The organism is Comamonas resistens (assembly GCF_030064165.1).
Taxonomy (GTDB): Bacteria; Pseudomonadota; Gammaproteobacteria; order Burkholderiales; family Burkholderiaceae_C; genus Comamonas; species Comamonas resistens.
This window is the reverse complement of the sequence record NZ_CP125947.1, coordinates 1,302,808-1,318,480: the sequence shown is the minus strand read 5'-3', so window position 1 is coordinate 1,318,480 and position 15,673 is coordinate 1,302,808. Positions and strand designations below refer to the sequence as shown.

Genomic DNA, 15,673 nt, shown 5'->3' with positions numbered 1-15,673 from the left:
CCGTTGATACGGCCTTCCGATCAACGCCTTCATACCCCAATTCAGAATTCGCACCCGGACACGCGTAAAAGCTGTGCAACTCATGCCGGTATGCAGACCCTCTCTGCAGGAGCACCGGGATTTCCCTAGTATTCGCAACCTTGCTGCATCCGCCTCCAGGCTCGATGCCTCACCTCTACAGCGCCCGGCTCCACCGGGCGCTTTGCATTCCTTTTCCGATCGTGACCGTTTTGAACCGCCGGCGCCTGCCCCGCGCCCTGTTTCTGTCCAGCTGCGCAGCCCTGACCACACTGGTTGCCTCCCCCATGGCCCATGCACAGCAAGCCCCCAATGGGGCGCTGCAAATCTACGGCCGCCTGAACACTTCGGTGGAGCGCACCAGAATCGAAGGTCAGCCCGCGGTCATGGGCTTGCAGAACAACGAATCCTTCTGGGGTTTGCGCGGCCAGGAAGATCTGGGCGGCGGCATGCAGGCGGGCTTCATTCTGGAGCACGGCTTTGAAATCGACACGGGTGCACCCACCGAGGCCAGCTATTTCAACCGCAAGAGCGAGGTGAACCTGTCCGGCAGCTTCGGCATGCTGCGCATGGGCCGCCTGATCAGCGAGGCCTACTACGCCACGGCCGATGTGGTGAATATGCACAACTTCGACACCGGCAGCTCGGCCGACGCGCTGTACGCCTGGGTGTCCAACGGGGCCAACCATGTGTCCTGGCGTCTGCCCGAATACCAAGGCCTGACCGTGGAGCTGGGCACCAGCCTGCACGAGAAGCAGACCGAGCCCAACAAGAACGCCTGGGACCTGGCCGCCAACTACGAAATGGGCAGCCTGACGCTGGGCCTGGGCCACAACCGCTGGGGCATGGCCGAGCAGACCACGCTGCGTGCGACCTACACCACCGGCCCCTGGACGCTGGCCGGCTATGTGCAGAACAGCCGTGGCTGGGATCAGGCCCGCGATCAGGTCGATAGCCGCCAGCGCACACGCAATATGGGCCGCATGGCCATTCAGTATGCAGACGGCCCCGGTGAATACCACCTGAACCTGGGCTATGCCGGCAAGGTGGGCGGTGAGACCGGTACCCAGGCCATGCAGTGGACGCTGGCCTATAACTACAACTTCAGCAAGCGCACCAAGCTGTATGCGCTCTATACCCGCCTCAACAATCACGAGCGCGCCAGCTATCTGACGGGCGAGCAAGGCGTGGGCTTCAGCGCTGTCGCGCTGGGCATGCGCCACTATTTCTAAGGCAAGGGCGCGTCGCGACATAAAGCCCCCGGCTAGGGCTGCCCCCATGGCGTGAAGCGGGGCCGCACCAGTAAAAGAGACAGGTTTCAAACCTGTCTCTTTTTCATTGGGAGGAAGCCATGTCCATCTACTACCGCGCCAGCTTTGCCAGCCTGCTGTGCTCCAGCACTTTCATGCTTTGCTTCAGCGGCAATGCGCTGGCCCAGGCGGCCGCGCCCCAGGCTAGTGCGTCCCAGACCAGCGGCCTGTCACGCACCCTGGTCGGCAGGGCCGATGTTTCGGTGCCCGGCCGCGAAGCCGTGGTGGCCAAGGTCGAAGTCGCACCAGGCTCGCGTGCAGGCCGCCACACCCACCCCGGGGACGAGATCAGCTATGTCAGCGAAGGCGAGGTGGATCTGCTGGTGGACGGCCAGGCCCCACGCACCATCAAGGCCGGTGAATCCTTTGTCGTGCCAGCGGGCGTGATTCATGATGCCCACAACGCCAGCAGCTCCGCCGTCAAGCTCGTCGGCATCTATGTGGTGGAAAAAGGCAAGCCTCTGGCTTCGCCCGCCCCCTGAACCTCGGCCTGTTCGCCTCTGCTTGCCCAATAGTCAGGCCGCAGCGCTGCTGCGGCCTTTGTTTTGTACCATGGCGCACCATGAAGCATTTCACCACTGCCCTGCTGATCGCCGCCCTGCCCCTGGCCGCACTTGCCGAAAAACCCACGCCCGCGGCCAGCCAGGAGATCGAGCATCTGATAACCAACCTCAAGGCTTCGGGCTGCGAATTTCAACGCAACGGCAGCTGGTACGACAGCGCCAAGGCCGCCGACCATCTGCGCAGCAAGTACGACTACCTGCTCAAGAAAGGCTGGGTGGCAACGCCCGAAGACTTCATTACCCGCGCCGGCACGGAAAGCAGCATGAGCCACAAGCCCTATCAGGTGCGCTGCGCAGGCAAGGAGGCCGAGCCCAGCGCCGCCTGGCTGCAGGCCGAGCTCAAGCGCTACCGCAGCAAATAAGACGCAATCCGATCAGGCCGCGCTGCGCCTGACGGCAGCATCGCACCAGCGCTGGGCCACCTGGGGCGAGGTGCTGCAGACCGCATCATGCGTGACCGTGGTCACGGCGCGCTCCAGCAACTGGATGTCGGCCTCGTGCTGACGTGCCACATGCGGGTCTTCAAAGAAGATGGCGCGCTGGCAGCGCTTGTCCAGCACCAGGTCGGCAATCTGCGCATCGCCGCCCAGCGGGCCGCTGTTGTAGCGGTCCACCCAGGGCTTGTCGGCGGGCCAGCCCTTGCTCCAGGCCATCTCGTTGAGCTTCTGGCCCGTGGTGCCCGTACCCACGCGGCGACGGTAGCGGCTGAGCAGCTCGAAGTTGCGATCGGCGAACTCCAGCATGGTGGGCTTCATCGCATCGTGGGCAATCAGCGCCAGCGTCTGATTTTCATAGTCGTGAAAGCGGTCGGCATTGCGGTCGCGCGCCAGGCCGGCGTGAATGCGCTCCATCTCGATCCAGTCACGCGTCGATGCCACGGTGGAGAGGAATGGTTTGCCGTGAATCACGCACTGACGCTTCATGGCCAGCGCCTCGGGAAAGATGGACGAAGGGTCCACCGGGTCCATCAGGTAGATGGCACCGTCCAGCGTGCGCTCGTCACCTTCCATGCCCACGACTTCGGCCACCAGACGCATCAGCCCGCCTTCGCGGCCATAGGGGTAGCGCACCAGCCCGCGATAGCCCTGCATCATGCCGGCGGCCGCAATGGCGTCATAGGTGCGGCCTACGGCATGAAAGCCGAGCTTGAGTTCACGAATTCCGGCCTCGCAGGCACGCAGCAGGGAAAACAGGGCAGCATCTTCGGTCTGATGATGCAGTTTGTTGGCAGCCAGGCCCAGGCAGATCGGCATAGGAAATAAGTCCTTAAATAGTGCTCTAGCGCAATACCATCCAGCGCAAGCAGCTATAAAAATGAATGTGTTGGCAGATCAAACACCCACAAGCGTAGCGCCATTTCATGACGCCAAAGGCGGGATGATGGTTGCGGCAGCCATACTTGCGCAGCACTTGACATCTGTCGCTCAACAGTCCTCATTTCCCTCTCATGTCCGCCTCCGCCTCGTTCTGGACTCGCAAGCGCCTGCTGTTTGGCGCGCTGGCCCTGCTGCTGACCGGCAGCACCCTCTGGGGACTGAAAGAACTCGATGCCAGACAGCGCATCTGGATATTCCAGCCCAGCGACCGGGCCTGGCCCGGCGCCAACTCGGCCGGCATGCAGGAGGTCGAAATTCCCTACACCACCGCCAGCGGCCAGAAAGTGCAGCTGCACGGACTATGGATGCCTGGGGCACGTGCCAAGGCGCCGCAGCTATTGTTTCTGCACGGCGCGCGCTGGAACGTGACGGGCTCCTCCCCGCGCATCCGCAGGCTCAACGAGCTCGGTTTTTCCGTGCTGGCCGTGGACTACCGGGGCTTTGGCAAAAGCAGCCATGCCCTGCCCTCCGAAGCTTCGGCCACCGAAGACGCCCGCGCCGCCTGGGACTGGCTGGAACGCAAGGCGCCGGGGCAGCCCCGCTATATCTTCGGCCACTCGCTGGGCGGTGCGATCGCGATTGATCTGGCCCGCCGCGTCAAGGATGAAAAAGGCGTGCTGGTCGAATCCACCTTCACCAGCATCCCCGATGTGTTCGATTCCATGCGCTGGGGCTGGCTGCCCGTGGACTGGCTGATCACCCAGCGTTTCGACTCCATCGACAAGGTGGCCGAAATCGGCTCGCCGCTGCTGGTCGTGCATGGCACGGCCGACCCGCTGATTCCGGCACGCCTGGGCCAGCAACTGTTCGACGCGGCCAGGGAACCCAAGCGCATCATTCTGGTCGACGGCGCCACCCACCACAACACCCAGGCCCGGGCCATGGGTGAGTACCGCAAGGCGCTGCGCGAGCTGTTCGGGCTCAACCCGCGCTAAGCCTGTTTTCGTGAAGAGCTGGATCGCCGGCGGCCAGGCCAAGCATCGCCAGATACTGTCCCGCCCGCACTCTGCCAAAACACCGTGCTCTGCTACGCTGAGCCTCCATGTCAGCGCCACCGACCAACCCCGTCCCAACTCAGCCCAGTACCGATTCACCCTTGGCAGGAAAAGCGTCTGACGCTTCCAGATCTGCAGCCTGGATGATCATCACGCTGGGCCTGTTGCTGGGTTTGCAGCCGCTGGCCACCGATATGTATCTGCCGGCCCTGCCGCTGATTCAAAGCAGCTTTGCCGCCCGGGTTTCCCAGGCCCAGCTGACGCTGACGGCCTTCCTGCTGGCCTTCGGCTGCTCTCAGCTGGGTTGGGGGCCGCTGTCCGACCGCCTGGGCCGCAAGCCCGTGCTGCTCATGGGTCTCGGCGGCTATGTGATCGGCGCTCTCGGCTGCGCCGGCATCCAGAGCATGGAAGCGCTGATTGCCTGGCGCCTGCTGCAAGGTGCATCACTCGGTGCCATCGTGATGTGCGCACGCGCCGTGGTGCGCGACCTTTATGCGCCGCATCTGGGTGCACAGGTCATGTCCAAGGCGTTGACAGGACTGGGTGTGCTGGCGTTTCTGGCCCCCGTCAGCGGCGGCCTGCTGGTGAGCTGGCTGGGTTGGCGCTCCACCATGCTGGCCCAGGCGCTGATGGGTGGCCTGGCCTTGCTGCTCGTGGCTCTGCGTTTTGCCGAATCGATTCCCCAGCGCAATCCCCAAGCCCTGCAGCCCGGCAGTCTGCTGCGCACCTGGGCCCGCATCGTGCGCAACCCCATGTTTCAGGCCTATAGCCTGCTGACCTGTTTCAGCTATGTGGGCCTGTTCACCCAGTTGGCAGCATCCTCCTTCACCTACCTCAATGTGCTGGGAATGAGCCGCACCCACTACGGCCTGATGATGGGCTGCAACGCGCTGTGCTACATCGCCGGGACCTTTGCCTGCCGCCGCCTGCTGCGCCGCATGAGCGTGCAGCACACCGTGGCCATCGCAGGCCTGCTGTCACTGACTGCCGGGACTCTGCTGGGCCTGGCTTCGCTGTCAGGTCTGCGCAGCATCTGGGCTTATGCACTGCCGTTCGGCCTCTACCAGATCGCCCATGGCATCCATATGCCCTGCGGTCAGAGCAATGCCGTGACGCCATTCCCGCAAGCCGCAGGGACGGCCTCGGCCGTCAACGGCTTTGTGATGATGCTCATTGCCTTTGCCACCGGCCACTGGCTGGGCCAGAGTCTGAATGCAAGCTCCACCGCGCCGATGGCGCTGGGCATCTGGTTCTGGTCGGCCTGCACGGCGCTCACGGCCTGGACCCTGGTTCAGCGGTTTGGAGCCATCAAGCACTGAAACGACAAAAGATGTTTTGGAAATTTAAAAACCAGTTTTTATTATTTTTATTTTTATAGAGTTTTTTCCAGAATGCATGGACTGGCCCACGCGCCGCACTGATTGTGATTTCCAGCCATGCATTCCCGTCGTTCCTTTCTGCAGCATTCGCTGCTTGCCGCCAGCGCTGCCGGCTTCTCGTTCAACACACTTGCCAAAGCCACGGGAGCCGAGGCCGTACCCCAGGCCAGCCGCATTCTGGTGGGCTTTAGCGCCGGTGGCGGCATTGACCTGCTGGCCCGCGTGCTGGCGGAAAACATCTCCACGCAACTGGGCCGGAACCACTATGTGGTGGTGGACAACAAGCCCGGCGCCAACGGCCAGATTGCGGCGCAAACCCTGCTGAGCGCCCCCAGCGACGGCAGCACCTATCTGATCGCGCCGCTGATCACACCGGTGCTCTCGCAGATCGTCTACAAAAAGCCCGGTTACGACCCCGCACGGGACTTTGCACCCGTTGGCCTGCTCGCGCATTTTCAGTTCGCTCTGGCCGTTCCCGCCAAACACCCGGCGCGCAATATTCAGGAATATGTGGCCTGGCTCAAGGCCCACCCCGAAAAGGCCAATTTCGGCAGCCCTGCCGTGGGCAGCCTGCCGCATTTCTTCGGACTGCTGCTGGGCGAGGCCGCCGGAGTGAACATCGTGCATGTGCCCTACAAGGGCGGCCCGGCCATGATGACGGATCTGATCAGCGGCCAGCTGGCCTCTGCCATCCAGACCACCAGCGAACTGGCGCCGCTGCACAAAGAGGGCAAGGTGCGCATTCTGGGCACCTTCGGCAACGAGCGCAGCCGCGAACTGCCAGAGGTTCCCACCTTTGCCCAAGCAGGCTACCCCAAGGCCACAGGCAGTGGCTGGTACAGCCTGTGGGCGCGCAAAGGCACTTCGGCCGAAGCCATTGCCACCATCAACCGTGCCGTCAACCATGCGCTGCTCGACCCCAAGCTGCAGCCCAAATGGGCCGAGCTGTCCCTGCAGCCTGACCCGCGCACACCTCAGGCACTGGAGCAGCTGCGCGTGGCGGAGATCGCCAAATGGCGCCCCGTCATCACGGCTTCCGGTTTTTCCATCGAATGACATTGAGCACTGATTCCATGACCGCTCCGAACATTGTTTTCATACTGGCCGACGATCTGGGCTGGGCCGATCTCGGCGTCTATGGCGCCACCGATTTCAAGACGCCGCACCTGGACCGCCTCGCCGCCCAGGGCGTGCGCTTCAACCAGGCATATGCCAACTCTGCCGTGTGCTCGGCCACACGCATTGCGCTTATCACGGGCCGTTATCAATACCGCCTGCAAGCGGGGCTGGAGGAGCCTCTGGCGCGCTACGGCGGCCAACTGGGCCTGCCGCCCGAACACCCCACTCTGCCTTCGCTGCTCAAGCAAGCCGGCTATGACACCGCCCTGATCGGCAAATGGCATCTGGGGCAGCCGCCGGCCTTTGGGCCACAGCGCAGCGGCTACGACTATTTCTTTGGCAATCACCACGGTGCCATCGACTACTTCACACACAAACCCGGCGTGGGCGAGCAGTTCGACCGCGACCTCTGGCAAGGCAGCGAACCCGTGGAACGCACGGGCTACTACACCTATATCCTCGGCGATGAGGCCACACGCTATGTGCACGAGCGCCAGCACCAGGACAAGCCGTTTTTTCTTTCCCTGCACTTCACCGCACCGCACTGGCCCTGGGAGGGGCCGGACGACGAAGAGGTCTCGCGCAATATCAAAAGCCTGTTCCACTACGACGGCGGCAGTCTGAAGAAATACGGCGAGATCGTCGAGGCGCTGGACCAGGCCGTGGGCCAGGTGCTGCAGGCACTCGATGACAGCGGCCAGGCAGACAACACCATCGTCATCTTCACCAGCGACAACGGCGGCGAGCGCTTTTCCAAGACCTGGCCCTTCACGGGCCAGAAAACCGAGCTGCTCGAAGGCGGCATACGCGTGCCCACGCTGCTGCGCTGGAGCGCTCGCCTTCAGCCCCAGATACAGGAGCAAGTCACGGCCAGCTTCGACTGGCTGCCCACGCTGCTGGCCGCTGCCGGTGCAGCGCAACACCCCGACTTTCCCAGCGACGGCCAGAATATCCTGCCCATACTGGAAGGCAGGTCTGGCGGCACCGGACGGACCCTGTTCTGGCGCTACAAATCCCAGAGTCAGCGCGCGGCACGCCAGGGCCCGTGGAAATATCTCAAGATCAATGACAACGAGTTTCTGTTCAACGTCGTGGATGACGCGCGGGAGCGCGCCAACCTGAAGGAGCATCAGCCCGAAATCTTTGCCCGCCTGCGCAGGCAGTGGGAAGAATGGAACGAGAGCCTGCTGCCCATTGCCGCTGAAAACTACAGCCATGGCCTGTCGCCCGATATCCAGGCCGACCGCTATGTGCCCAGCCGCTTGACCCAGGGCTGAGAACGTATTCACGAACTCCTCGCGCCGCGACAGCGGCTTTGCGGGATGGGATGCTAGGCGCAATACCGCAGCAATAGCCATGCTATTGCGAGGATTTGCAACGCCGCAAACCGCCCGCAAAGCCACTGTCCCGAAGGGTTGGAGCGAAATCGGGCGATTTCTGCGCGCTGGCCCTTGCTTGCACCCCGGTGCAAGCGGCGAGCCATCGCTTCGAACTCACTCCGATTTCGCTCCAACGCGGCCGCGTAGAGATCGTGGACACGTTCTAACCCCAACGCTGCAGCAGACCTGCAGGGTGCGTTATCCTTCGCAGCCAACAAGAACCAATGGTCCCGTGCCATTGGTTCTTGTGTTTTGTCCTGTACTGATTTCCATCCCATGACTGCTGCCCACCCTCTGCCCTGCATCGCCATTGCCGGCCCCACTGCCTCGGGCAAGACCGCGGCGGCGCTGGCACTGGCCGAACGCCTGGCTGCGCGTGGGCAAAAGGCCGAGATCATCAGCGTGGATTCGGCCCTGGTCTATCGCGGCATGGATATAGGCACGGCCAAGCCCACAGCGGCAGAGCTGGCTGCCGTACCCCATCACCTGATCGACATCATCGACCCGTTGCAGTCCTATAGCGCGGCCGAGTTTGTGCGCGACACGCAAAAGCGGGTCGATGAAATCCGCGCACGCGGTGCCATACCGCTGCTGGTGGGCGGTACCATGCTCTACTTCAAGGCACTGGTGGACGGGCTGGACGATATGCCCGCAGCCAGCCCCGAAGTGCGCGCGCAACTGGATGCCCAGGCCGCCGAGCTGGGCTGGCCCGCCATGCATGCCAAGCTGGCCGAGGTGGACCCTGTCACTGCAGCACGTCTGGCGCCCGGCGACAGCCAGCGCATCCAGCGCGCTCTTGAGGTCTGGCATGTCTCGGGCAAGCCGCTGTCCAGTTTTCACACTAGCAAAAACAAAGCAGGTCCCGCAGAACAGATGGGCCTTGCAGCGCTTTTTTCCTTGGAACCCAGCGACCGCGCCTGGCTGCATCAGCGCATTGCACTGCGCTTTGAGCTGATGCTGGAGCAAGGCTTTCTCCATGAGGTGCGCCGGCTGCGCGCACGCGGTGACCTGCACCTGGATCTGCCTTCGATGCGCTGCGTGGGTTATCGCCAGGCCTGGGAAGTGCTGGACATCCTGGAAGCCGACCCCAGCAAGCCGCTGGACATGGCAGGCCTGCGCGAGCGCGGCATTGCCGCCACACGCCAGCTGGCCAAGCGCCAGATCACCTGGCTGCGCTCCATGCCCCAGCGCCAGGCGATTGCCTGCGATACGCCCAATGCCCAGCAGCAACTGCTGGATGCGGCCATGGCCGCGATTGACGCAGCGCAGCAAGCCAGCAGCTAAGAACCGCGCCAGCAGCCGCCCATCGTTAAGATCGCTGCATGGCTGCCACCGACTCCTCCCACGCCCATCCACTGCTGCAGGTCAGCGATCTGGCCAAACGCTATGGCGAAGGAGAGGCCCGGTCCACCGTCTTCGAGCAGGTCAGCTGCGAGATCGAAGCTGGCGAATTCGTCGCCATCGTCGGCGATTCCGGCGTGGGCAAATCCACTTTTCTCAACTGTCTGGCGGGACTGGACAGCTGGCAGCAAGGTCAGGTGCTGCACCAGGGCGTGGACCTTTCCACGCTCGATGAAGCGCAGCGCGCCATCTGGCGGCGAGCACATCTGGGCTTTGTCTTTCAGGCCTTTCATGTGCTGCCGCACCTCGATGTCGCACAAAACGTCGCCCTGCCGCTGATGCTGCTGGGCCGCCTGAACGCCGATGGCCAACAGCGCGTGCAGCAGGTGATCGACGCCGTCGGCCTGCAAGGGTTGGACCAGCGCCTGCCGCAGCAGTTAAGTGGTGGCCAGCTGCAGCGCGTGGCCATTGCGCGCGCACTTGTGCATTCACCACCGCTGCTGCTGGCCGATGAGCCCACAGGCAATCTGGACCCATCGACGGCCCAGCAGATCATGAACTTGCTGCTGCAACAAACCCGTGACAGAGGCACGGCCCTGGTGCTGGTCACCCATTCCGCCGAAGCCGCCAGGCGTGCCGACCGCGTGCTGCGGCTGACGGCTGGCGGCATGCAGGCCGAAACCGCGGCGCCATGAACGGTATGGCCCGCGCCCTGTCTTCACCTCCCCCTCTTTTCCTGCTGCTGACCAGCTTTTCCTGGCAGGAGCTGCGCCAGCACCCCTGGCGCACCGCGACAGCCCTGCTGGCCATCATGCTGGGCGTGGCCCTGGGCTTTGCCGTGCATGTGATCAACCAGTCGGCGCTGGACGAGTTCTCGCGCGCGGTGCGCAGCGTCAACGGCCAGCCCGATATGCAGCTGCATGCCATGCAGGGCGGCCTGCCGCTGGCGCTCTATCCTCAGGTTGCGCAAACACGCGGAGTGGCCTCTGCCGTGCCCTGGATGGAGACTGCGGTGCTGCTGCCTCTGACTGGTGCCAGCCAGGCCTCTGGCGATGCCGGCGCGCGCGCCCCCAAAAGGGCCGCCCAAGGTGCCGCCCAGGGCACGATGCTGCGCGTGCTGGGCAGCGATGCCCTCAAACTGGCCCCCGTGGCACCCGCGCTGATGCCGCGCTTGTTCGAGGGCGGCAGCCGCCTCGACCTGTTTGCCCCCGACGCGGTGTTTCTCAATGCCGCCGCCCTGCAGGCTCTGCAACTCAGCCCCGAGCAAGCGCGCGGCACTCCCATGGGCATCCCCGTTCAATGGCTGCTCAACGGCCAGTTGCAGACCCTGCGCATTGCCGGCACCGTGGCTGCCAGCGGCGCACCCGTGGCCGTCATGGACATCGCCGCACTGCAACAAAAACTGCAGCGCTTTGAGCAGCTCGATCGCATCGACATTCTGCTGACCGATAGTGCCAGCCGCAGCCAGGTCGGAACCGCCCTGCATGCTCTGCCCGCTTGGCAGGGACAGATCCTGATTCAGCAGCCCAGCGACGATCAGCAGCGCGTGGGCGAAATGTCGCGCGCCTATAGAGTCAACCTAACAGTGCTGGCGCTGGTGGCCTTGTTCACCGGAGCCTTTCTGGTGTTTTCGGTACTCGCACTCAGCGTGGCCCAGCGCGCACCCCAGTTTGCGCTGCTGGCCGTGCTGGGCGCCACACCGCGCCAGCGCATGGCACTGGTGCTGCTGGAGGCCTCGGTGCTGGGTCTGATCGGCAGCGCAGCCGGCATTGCCCTGGGCAGCCTGCTGGCCTGGCTGGCGCTGCAGATGCTGGGCGGCGACCTGGGCGGTGGCTTTTTTGCCGGTGTGCAGCCCGCGCTGCAATGGAGCCCTCTGGCCGCGCTGGTGTTCGGCCTGCTGGGTGTTGCAGCCACGCTGGCAGGAGCCTGGTGGCCCGCGCGCTCGGCCATGGATCTGCCGCCTGCCGCCACCCTCAAGGGTCTGGGCAGCAGCCACGAGCTAGCCCCCCGCATCTGGCCTGCGCTGATGCTGCTGGCCTCCAGCGTGGCACTGGCCTTTATGCCGCCCGTCGCCGGCATACCGCTGGCGGCCTATATCGCCGTGGGGCTGTTGCTGCTGGGCGGCATGGCGGCCCTGCCCTGGCTGCTGGGCGCGGTGCTGGGCCTGATGCCCAGCAGCCTGTTGCGGCAGCCACTGTCCATGCTGGCGCTGGAGCGCGCCAGACGCATGCGCCGCTCCACCACCGTCGCCGTGGGCGGTGTGGTCGCCAGCCTGAGCCTGGCCGTGGCACTGACGGTCATGGTCACCAGCTTTCGCGGCAGCATGATGGAGTGGCTGGACGCCGTGCTGCCCGCTCCCATGTATGTGCGTGCTGCCGGCGGCAGCAGCCGCGCCGATGCGGCACTGCTGCCAGCCGATGCCGCGCAGCGGCTGAGCAGCCTGCCCGGTATTGCCCGCGCCCAGGCCATGCGCAGCAGCACACTGCTGCTGAGCCCGGAAAGGCCAGCCATCAGCATTCTGGTGCGCCCCCTCAAGGGTGAAGACGCCCAGCAACTGCCCTGGGTGCAAGGCCCGATCAATGCCAGCCGCAGCGGCATCCCCGTTCACATCAGCGAGGCCGTGGCCCAGCTCTACGAGCTGCAGCCCGGCGATGACTGGCCTTTGCTTTCCAAGGCTTTCAGCCTTCAAACGCAGACCCATAAAGCGCAGGCAGCTTCCTTTTATATAGCCGGTATCTGGCGCGACTATGTACGCCAGTTTGGCGCGATTGCGCTGGACTGGCAGGACTATCTGAGCCTGGGCGGCGATGCCCGGGTCAGCGAGATTGCCATCTGGCCCTTGAGCCCACAAGCACCGCCCACGCAGCAGGACATGGAATACGCGCTGACCGGCGCAGGCCAGGCCCCGCCGACGCTGGAGCTGGTCAGCAGCCAGGCGCTGCGCGAGCGGTCGCTGCGCATTTTTGACCGCAGCTTTGCCGTCACCTACTGGCTGCAGGCCGTGGCCATAGGCATCGGTCTGTTCGGCATCGCCGCCAGCTTCAGCGCCCAGGTGCTGGCGCGGCGCAAGGAGTTCGGCCTGCTGGCCCATCTGGGCCTGACGCGCCGCAATGTGCTCACGGTGGTGGCCGCCGAGGGCCTGGCCTGGACGGCACTGGGCACGCTGGCCGGAACACTGCTGGGCCTGGGCGTGGCCGTGATCCTGGTGCATGTGGTCAACCCGCAAAGCTTTCACTGGACCATGGAGCTGCGCCTGCCGCTGCTGCGCCTGCTGGGCCTGGCTGCCGCCGTTGTGCTGGCCGGAGTCGTCACGGCCTGGCTGGCCGGACGCAAGGCCGCCAGCGCCGACGCCGTGCTGGCCGTCAAGGAAGACTGGTAGCCAATCCTGCATCGGCGATTGGGGCTTCCCAATGCCCTGCCCATCCACAAAGCGCAAAATAGGAACTCAGCTTCAGCTCTTGGGAGTTCGTATGCAAGTCCAGTCCTATCTTTTCTTCGACGGCCGCTGCGAAGAGGCCCTGAACTTTTACCAGGCCGCTCTCGGTGCCGAAGTCACCATGCTGATGCGCTTCAAGGATGCGCCGCCCCAGCCCCAGCAGTCCTCCCAGGATGGCTGCGGACCGGCCCAGGTGGACCCGGAAAAAATCATGCATGCCAATGTGACGATTGGCGAGACGCAGATCATGGTCTCCGATGGAATGAACAGCGGCAAGCCCGAATTCAAGGGCTTTGCCCTCTCCGTCGAAGCGCCCAACGAGGTCGAGGCCGAACGCATGTTCAACGCCATAGGCCAGGGCGGCAAGGTGCAGATGCCGTTGGGCGCCACGTTTTTCGCGCGCTGCTTCGGCATGGTGACCGACCGCTTCGGCGTCAGCTGGATGGTGATTGTGCCTCTGGTCGATATTGGCTGATGCGGCTCAAGCTGCCTGGTCGCGATGCACCGCGCGCTACGGTGACAATGGGGCATGAGCAACCCGTTTCTGCCCCACTCCTCCCTATGGCCAACAAGCACCATGCCATCGCGCAGGCAAGGTCTGTTGGCATTGGCGGCGACGGGGCTGGGCATTGCCAGCCTGGGGCTGCCGCGAACCGCCCTGGCCTTGCCCGCCAGGACACTGCAATTCCCGCGTGACTTCGGCAGCCACCCGGATTTGCAGACGGAGTGGTGGTACATCACCGGCCAGTTGCAGGCGGGAGGCAAGCCCTGGGGGTTTCAGCTGACTTTTTTCCGCTCGCGCGTCGACGTCGCCCAGGCTCTGCAATCGCCTCTGGCCGCCCGTCAGCTGATCTTTGCCCATGCTGCACTCAGCGATGTACAGGGCCAGAAGCTGCGCCACGACCAGCGCATGGCGCGCGCGGGCATGGGTCTGGCGGGAGCCAGCGAGGCAGATACCCATGTGCATATCAACGACTGGTTTCTGCAGCGCGCAGCAGTGCCCGGCCAGCCCGCCGACCAGGCCAGCCATTACCGCGCCCGTCTGGCCGCCAGCGATTTCACGCTGGATCTTGATTTTGATAGCACCCAGCCCTTGTTGCTACAGGGCTTGAATGGTCTTTCGCACAAAGGCCCGGAAGACGAGCAAAGCAGCTATTACTACAGCCAGCCGCAGCTCAAGGTCGGCGGCTCCATCGTGGTGGACGGCAAGCGCCTGCCTGTGGAAGCCGGCGCGCACAACCGGGCCTGGCTGGACCACGAATGCAGCCAGTCCGTCATGGACGCCAGCGCACAGGGCTGGGACTGGATAGGCATGAATCTCGACGACGGCAGCGCCCTCACCGCTTTTCATCTGCGCCGCAAGACAGGCGGTGCGCTATGGGCTGGGGGCTCGTTTCGTGCCCCCGGACAGAAGGCGCAAATCTTTGGCCCGGACCTTGTACGCTTCGAGCCGCTGCGCCACTGGCTCAGCCCTCATACCCAGACCCGCTACCCCGTCGCCTGGCGTGTGCAAACGCCCGCAGGCCTCTATGAAGTTCACGCCTTGTTCGACGATCAGGAGCTGGACAGCCGCGCCAGCACCGGCGCCATTTACTGGGAAGGCTTGAGCGAGCTGCGCCGCATTGCCGCCGACGGCAGCAGCCGGCGCGTGGGCAACGGCTATCTGGAAATGACTGGCTATGCCGCTGCGATGAAGCTTTAAAAAATCAAAAGGCCGCAAGCTGCGGCCTTTGGTAAAGCAATCAGGCACCCTACTTCTTGCGCTGCAGCCAGGCGATCAGCTCGCCCATGATGCCTCTGCGGAACAGCAGCACACACAGCACAAAGATCAGGCCCGTGACGATGGTCACCGACTCGCCCAGGGTGTTGAACCATTCCACGCCCGTGGTGTGTGCAAGAAAGCTGCCCACGTCGCCGATCTTGTTTTCCAGCGCCACCACCACGGCAGAGCCGACTATCGGACCGGACAAGGTACCCAGACCGCCCATCAGCGTCATCAGAATCACATGGCCCGAGGTGGTCCAGTGCACATCGGACAGCGTGGCAAAACCCAGCACCACGGTCTTGAGCGAACCCGCCAGCCCCGTCAGCGCGGCCGAGATCACGAAGGCCAGCAGCTTGAAGCGGTTGACGTCATAGCCCAAAGAAATGGCGCGCGGCTCGTTCTCCTTGATGGCCTTGAGCACCTGCCCGAAAGGCGAATGAATGGTGCGCACGATGAGCAAAAAGGCCAGCACCACAATGATCAGCGCCACGTAGTACATGGTCAGGTCGCTGCTCAGATCCAGCACGCCAAACAGCTTGCCGCGCGCCACGCCTTGCAGCCCGTCCTCGCCACCGGTGAACTTGGCCTGCAGCGCCACGAAGAACAGCATCTGCGCCAGGGCCAGCGTGATCATGGAGAAATAAATACCCTGACGGCGAATGGCCAGCCAGCCGAAGATCAGGCCCAGCAGAGCGCCGATCAGCGTGCCCAGCAGCATGCTGACCTCGGGCGTGAGGCCCCAGGCCTTGATGCTGTAGCCCGCCACATAAGCGGCCCCGCCGAGAAAAGCCGCATGACCGAAGGACAGCAGCCCGGTATAGCCCAGCAGCAGATTGAAAGCCGAAGCAAACAGTGCAAAGCACATAAGCTTCATCACGAACACAGGGTAGGCACCCAGAAATGGCGCGGCGACCAACCCCAGCAATAGCAGGCCGTAGCCCACCGGGGTGATGCGTTGAACAAGCGTCTTGGATTTCATGTTGTGCGCCCTC

At 64.0% G+C, this 15,673-nt stretch carries 14 protein-coding genes; 12 read left to right on the top strand and 2 right to left on the bottom strand.

The window, feature by feature from the left end; translation table 11 throughout:
- Positions 1–221 precede the first annotated feature (221 nt).
- The 3 genes from QMY55_RS05985 (at position 222) to QMY55_RS05975 (ending at position 2,253) form a co-directional block, all read left to right on the top strand.
- Positions 222–1,250, top strand: a complete 1,029-nt coding sequence (locus tag QMY55_RS05985; RefSeq protein WP_283487757.1) for a porin — start codon at positions 222–224, stop codon at positions 1,248–1,250.
- Between the two features lie 119 nt (positions 1,251–1,369).
- A complete protein-coding gene (locus QMY55_RS05980; protein ID WP_283487756.1) occupies positions 1,370–1,810 on the top strand; it encodes a cupin domain-containing protein in 441 nt (146 codons plus the stop codon).
- A gap of 80 nt (positions 1,811–1,890) precedes the next feature.
- Positions 1,891–2,253, top strand: a complete 363-nt coding sequence (locus tag QMY55_RS05975) for a YfeK family protein (protein ID WP_283487755.1) — start codon at positions 1,891–1,893, stop codon at positions 2,251–2,253.
- A gap of 12 nt (positions 2,254–2,265) precedes the next feature.
- On the opposite strand, the gene QMY55_RS05970 is transcribed toward QMY55_RS05975, so the two are convergent.
- Positions 2,266–3,144, bottom strand: a complete 879-nt coding sequence (locus QMY55_RS05970) for a methylglyoxal synthase (RefSeq protein ID WP_283487754.1) — start codon at positions 3,142–3,144, stop codon at positions 2,266–2,268.
- Between the two features lie 194 nt (positions 3,145–3,338).
- On the opposite strand from QMY55_RS05970, the gene QMY55_RS05965 reads away from it, so the two are divergent.
- The 9 genes from QMY55_RS05965 to QMY55_RS05925 all read left to right on the top strand — a co-directional run bounded on the left by QMY55_RS05965 (position 3,339) and on the right by QMY55_RS05925 (position 14,618).
- Entirely contained in the window at positions 3,339–4,202 is an 864-nt protein-coding gene (locus QMY55_RS05965; protein WP_283487753.1) for an alpha/beta hydrolase, read from the top strand.
- Positions 4,203–4,405: 203 nt separating this feature from the next.
- On the top strand, positions 4,406–5,581 hold the full coding sequence (locus QMY55_RS05960; protein ID WP_283487751.1) for a multidrug effflux MFS transporter: 1,176 nt from the start codon (positions 4,406–4,408) through the stop codon (positions 5,579–5,581).
- A 117-nt stretch (positions 5,582–5,698) separates the two neighbouring features.
- On the top strand, positions 5,699–6,697 hold the full coding sequence (locus QMY55_RS05955) for a tripartite tricarboxylate transporter substrate-binding protein (protein ID WP_283487750.1): 999 nt from the start codon (positions 5,699–5,701) through the stop codon (positions 6,695–6,697).
- 17 nt (positions 6,698–6,714) lie between these two features.
- Positions 6,715–8,037 carry a sulfatase family protein gene (locus tag QMY55_RS05950; RefSeq protein WP_283487749.1) on the top strand — a complete coding sequence of 441 codons (1,323 nt, stop codon included), beginning with the start codon at positions 6,715–6,717 and terminating at the stop codon, positions 8,035–8,037.
- Positions 8,038–8,415: 378 nt separating this feature from the next.
- Entirely contained in the window at positions 8,416–9,423 is a 1,008-nt protein-coding gene (miaA, locus tag QMY55_RS05945; RefSeq protein WP_283487748.1) for a tRNA (adenosine(37)-N6)-dimethylallyltransferase MiaA, read from the top strand.
- Between the two features lie 38 nt (positions 9,424–9,461).
- A complete protein-coding gene (locus QMY55_RS05940; RefSeq protein ID WP_283487747.1) occupies positions 9,462–10,175 on the top strand; it encodes an ABC transporter ATP-binding protein in 714 nt (237 codons plus the stop codon).
- Positions 10,172–12,859, top strand: coding sequence for an ABC transporter permease (locus tag QMY55_RS05935; protein ID WP_283487746.1), 2,688 nt, complete (start codon positions 10,172–10,174; stop codon positions 12,857–12,859). The genes QMY55_RS05940 and QMY55_RS05935 overlap by 4 nt, the downstream gene beginning before the upstream one ends.
- A 91-nt stretch (positions 12,860–12,950) precedes the next feature.
- Entirely contained in the window at positions 12,951–13,391 is a 441-nt protein-coding gene (locus QMY55_RS05930; protein WP_283487745.1) for a VOC family protein, read from the top strand.
- A 54-nt stretch (positions 13,392–13,445) separates the two neighbouring features.
- Positions 13,446–14,618, top strand: coding sequence for a lipocalin-like domain-containing protein (locus QMY55_RS05925; RefSeq protein ID WP_283487744.1), 1,173 nt, complete (start codon positions 13,446–13,448; stop codon positions 14,616–14,618).
- A 49-nt stretch (positions 14,619–14,667) separates the two neighbouring features.
- Here QMY55_RS05925 and QMY55_RS05920 read toward each other — a convergent pair whose 3' ends face one another.
- A complete protein-coding gene (locus QMY55_RS05920) occupies positions 14,668–15,660 on the bottom strand; it encodes a branched-chain amino acid ABC transporter permease (protein WP_283487743.1) in 993 nt (330 codons plus the stop codon).
- Positions 15,661–15,673: the final 13 nt, after the last annotated feature.

What these genes read in the sequence shown, in the direction of transcription:
- QMY55_RS05980 (WP_283487756.1), top strand. Translation starts at nt 1,370, where the DNA reads ATGTCCATCTACTACCGCGCCAGCTTTGCCAGCCTGCTGTGCTCCAGC.
- QMY55_RS05975 (WP_283487755.1), top strand. Translation starts at nt 1,891, where the DNA reads ATGAAGCATTTCACCACTGCCCTGCTGATCGCCGCCCTGCCCCTGGCC.
- QMY55_RS05970 (WP_283487754.1), bottom strand. Translation starts at nt 3,144, where the DNA reads ATGCCGATCTGCCTGGGCCTGGCTGCCAACAAACTGCATCATCAGACC.
- QMY55_RS05965 (WP_283487753.1), top strand. Translation starts at nt 3,339, where the DNA reads ATGTCCGCCTCCGCCTCGTTCTGGACTCGCAAGCGCCTGCTGTTTGGC.
- QMY55_RS05960 (WP_283487751.1), top strand. Translation starts at nt 4,406, where the DNA reads ATGATCATCACGCTGGGCCTGTTGCTGGGTTTGCAGCCGCTGGCCACC.
- QMY55_RS05955 (WP_283487750.1), top strand. Translation starts at nt 5,699, where the DNA reads ATGCATTCCCGTCGTTCCTTTCTGCAGCATTCGCTGCTTGCCGCCAGC.
- QMY55_RS05950 (WP_283487749.1), top strand. Translation starts at nt 6,715, where the DNA reads ATGACCGCTCCGAACATTGTTTTCATACTGGCCGACGATCTGGGCTGG.
- miaA (WP_283487748.1), top strand. Translation starts at nt 8,416, where the DNA reads ATGACTGCTGCCCACCCTCTGCCCTGCATCGCCATTGCCGGCCCCACT.
- QMY55_RS05940 (WP_283487747.1), top strand. Translation starts at nt 9,462, where the DNA reads ATGGCTGCCACCGACTCCTCCCACGCCCATCCACTGCTGCAGGTCAGC.
- QMY55_RS05935 (WP_283487746.1), top strand. Translation starts at nt 10,172, where the DNA reads ATGAACGGTATGGCCCGCGCCCTGTCTTCACCTCCCCCTCTTTTCCTG.
- QMY55_RS05930 (WP_283487745.1), top strand. Translation starts at nt 12,951, where the DNA reads ATGCAAGTCCAGTCCTATCTTTTCTTCGACGGCCGCTGCGAAGAGGCC.
- QMY55_RS05925 (WP_283487744.1), top strand. Translation starts at nt 13,446, where the DNA reads ATGAGCAACCCGTTTCTGCCCCACTCCTCCCTATGGCCAACAAGCACC.
- QMY55_RS05920 (WP_283487743.1), bottom strand. Translation starts at nt 15,660, where the DNA reads ATGAAATCCAAGACGCTTGTTCAACGCATCACCCCGGTGGGCTACGGC.